Annotated in this window: 1 protein-coding gene; it reads left to right on the forward strand. The window is 71.1% G+C overall.

All coding sequences use genetic code 11. The annotated features are described in order from the left end of the window. The coding region (locus AC1DYI_RS28995; protein WP_477207584.1) for a beta strand repeat-containing protein at positions 1–3,914 on the forward strand (3,914 nt) is incomplete at both ends.

Consider the following 3,914-nt stretch of genomic DNA (forward strand, 5'->3'; position numbering starts at 1 on the left):
GCTTCGGCGTGCGCCTGGGCGACGACAGCGTGATCGACGTTTCCGGCGGGGCCTCGACCTCGCTGAAGGGTGCGGTCACCGGCGCCGCCGCCGGCGCGATCACGCTGCAGGATTTCACCGCGCTGAACGACGCCACCCACCCGACGCTGCAGCTGAACGGCGCGCTGCGCGGCTACTCGGCGCAATCGAGCAACGGCGCCACCAGCGGCGGCGGCTCGCTGACCTTGAAGACGGCCCGCATCGTCGTCTCGGACAACAGCGCCGATGCGCGCGACGACGCACTCAACCTCGGCAGCAACTTTTTCGACCAGGGCGGCTTCGGCAGCTTCGCGCTTGATGGCCGCGCGTCACTCGACATCGCCGAGGGCACGCGCATCGCCCCGGTGCAGGCGGTGCGCCAGGCCACCGTGCATTCGCGTGACGTCGCCTCGGCCGACACCGCCAGCGCCGCATTGGCCGACGGCGTGGCGTCCGGCCTGCGCCGCGCCGGCACCAACCTGAGCCTCGCTTCGTCAGGCGACACCAGTGGCGACGACAGCAGCGGCCGCACCGGCGTGCTGACGATCGGCGCCGGTGCCGACCTGCAGCTCGGCCCGCAAGCCACCGTCGACGTTCGCGCCGCGCACCGGCTGATGGACTTCGGCCGCATCGAGAGCCACGGCGGCAAGGTGTCGATGAGCTTGGCCGCCAACGGCAGCGACGAATCGAACCACCTGTGGCTCGGCGCCGGCAGCGTGATCGACGTCTCCGGCACCACGCTCTACACCCCCGACACGACCGACGGCCTGCTGCATGGCAGCGTGCTGGCCGGCGGTTCGATCAACCTCACGGTCGGCCGCGCCGCCGGCCACCTCGGCAGCCTGGTGCTGCAGGAAGGCGCGCGGCTCGATGCCAGCGGCACGGTCGGCACGCTCGACGTGACCGAGCGCTCGGCCACCGGCGTGCGGACCACGCGCCAGCAGGTGGCCAGCACCGGTGGCAGCGTCAGCATCGCCGGCAATGGCGACCTGTGGCTCGAAGGCACGGTCGACCTGCATGGCGGTAGCGCCAGCGTTACCGGCGGCGCCTTGAGCGTGCAGCAGATGGCCGGCCGCACCAGCTTCTCGGATGGCGACACCGGCGCCTACGATGCGCGCACCCTGAACCTCGTCGGCGCCGCACGCCACGAGACCGGCACGATGAACGCCGACGACCTCGCCGGCCCGACACAGCTCGGCGGCCGCGCGGTTGTCTCGACCGATTGGTTCAAGGCCTCCGGCGCGAGCGACCTGAAGCTCGCGACCGCCGGCGAGTTGCGCCTGTCGGAGAGCGTCGATCTGCAGGTCGCGCGCAACCTGCAGCTGGTGACGCGCGGCCTGTCGGCCGAACAAGGCACCCAGTCGCACTTGAGCGCCGGCAACCTGTGGCTGGGCACGAACCGGCAAGACATCCTCAACGGCAGCGGCGATCTGCAGACGCTGAGTGCCAGCACCGGCACTGCCAGCGTCGCGCTCGACTCGCGCAGTGGCATGGTGCTCGACGGCAGCATCACCACCCAAGGCATCGGCCAGCTGGCCTTGAACGCCGGCGGTGACATGCGACTGCAAAGCCGCGACAACCTCGTCAGCGGCCAATACGCCGGTGGGCTCGAGACGCAGGCCGACGTCACCTTCTCGGCCGCGCAGATCTACCCGGCCACCGACACCCGCTTCACGATCAATGCGCAGGGCCGCCGCGTGGCCTTCACCGGCGGCGATGCGAAGGCCGGCACCCCCCTGTCGGCCCACGGCAGCCTGATCGTCAACGCCGACACCATCGAGCAGGACGGCGTGCTGCGCGCGCCGATGGGCCACATCGAGCTGCACGCCAGCGAACAGCTGAACCTGGGCAGCGACAGCGTCACCTCGGTGTCGGCCAACGGCCTGCAGATCCTCTACGGCCAGGTCGATTCGGGCGGCGGCGGCTGGACCTCGCCGAGCGGCAGCTCGCTCGACACGCCGCCAGACAAGCAGGTGCTGCTCGACGGCGCGTCGGTCAGCACGGCCGAAGGCTCGATGGTCGATGTCAGCGGCGGCGGTGACCTGATCGGCACCGAGTTCATTCCCGGCAAGGGCGGCTCGACCGACATCCTCGCCGGCGGCAATGGCAGCTATGCGATCGTTCCGACGCGCGGTGGCGACCTCGCCCCCCACGACCCCGCCTACACCGCGGCGGAAGCAGCGCTGGGCAAGCAGATCGTCATCTCGCAACCGGTCAAGCTCGGCGATGGCAGTGTCTTGCAGCCGGGCCGCTACACGCTGATGCCGGCCCGCTAYGCGATGCTGGATGGCGCCTTCCTCGTCCGCACGGTGGCCGGCAGCCAAGGTCTGGCCGACGGCACCACAGTTGCGCGCACCGATGGCTCGGTCAACCTCGGCGCGCGGCTGGCCGACGCCGGCACCTCGTTCACCGATGCGCGCCCCGGCACGTGGCAGGTGATGAGCAAGGGCATCGCGCTGAAGTACAGCGAGATCCGCAGCACCAGCGCGACCAAGTTCTTCGCCGACAAGGCGGCCAAGGCCGGCGTTGCGGCGCCGCAGTTGCCGCGTGATGGCGGCAGCCTGGTGATCCAGGCCCAGCAGGCCGATCTGCAAGGCCAGGGCCTGTTCGCCGGCGGCAAGGATGCGCAAGGCAACACCGGCTCGGCCGGCAGCCTGGAGATCGTCGCCTCGGCGATCGAGGTCGATGCCACGCTGCCCGCCCCCAGCAACGATAACGTGCTGCACCTGAGCGCCGCGCAACTGAACCAGTACAGCGGCGGCACGGTAATCCTCGGCGGCAACACCGCCGGCGCGGCCGAAGGCGGCACCCAGCTCGACGTGAAGGCCCAATCGGTCGTGTTCGACCAGGGCGCCGATGCCTTGACGCTGTCCGGCCTGGTCGCAGTGGCCACGAACCAGATCGACGTGCGCGACGGCGCGGTCTTCACCCCCGGCGCCCACAGCGGCAGTGCCACGCCAGTCAACTACGTGGTCAGCGGCAACGGCGCCGCATTGCGCGTCGAAGCCTCCGCCGGAGCGGGCCTGACGCGCACCGGCACCAGCGCCGGCAGCACCGCCGCGCTGAATGTCGGCGAACACGCCGCCTTCAACACCGCCAAGGGCAGCCTGGTGCTCGACAGCAGCGGCGGCAGCCACATCGCCCACGACGCGGCGCTGCACGCCACCGACGCGCTGATTTCGGGCAATGCAATGGTCGTCGGCGCACGCGGCCCGGTCGGCGACAAGCTGACGCTGACGCCGGCGCAACTCGCGTCACTGGGCGCGGCCGATCACCTGACGCTGCGCGCCTACGAACGCATGAGCTTCGTCAGCGGCGCCTCACTGGGCACGGCCTCGCTCGACGCGCTGGTGCTCGACACGCCGGTGCTCGACGTGAACCAGGCCACCCAGGCCGCGCAGGTCACCGCCGGCTCGGTCACGCTGACCAACACCACCGGCAATGCGCCCGGCGTGCTGCCCGGCGGCGCCGGCACGCTGAACGTGCAGGCGACCACCGCACAGGGCGGCAGCGGCGAGCTGCGCCTGGGTGCCGGCCACGTGGCCGTCGCCGGTGCAGCGCAACTGAACCTCGTCGGCGACCGCGGCATCAGCCTCGTCGGCGATGGGCAACTGCTCGCCTCGAACAACGTGGCAATGCAGGGCCCGGCGATCACCGCGGCGGAAGCCGGCGCGTCGCACGAGATCAAGACCACCGGCCAGGTGCGCATCACCGGCACCGGCGCCACGCCGCAGCTCGAGCTGTTCGACGGTGGCGCCTTCAGCGTCGCCGCGCAATCGGTCGACATGAGCGGCCGCATCGTGATGCCCACAGGCCAGGTCACGCTGCAAGGTGACAACGGCGTGCACCTGTCGGCCGGCGCCCGCATCAACACCGCGGGCCGCTCGATCCAGCTC

The organism is Ideonella sp. P3_A4, assembly GCF_056403075.1.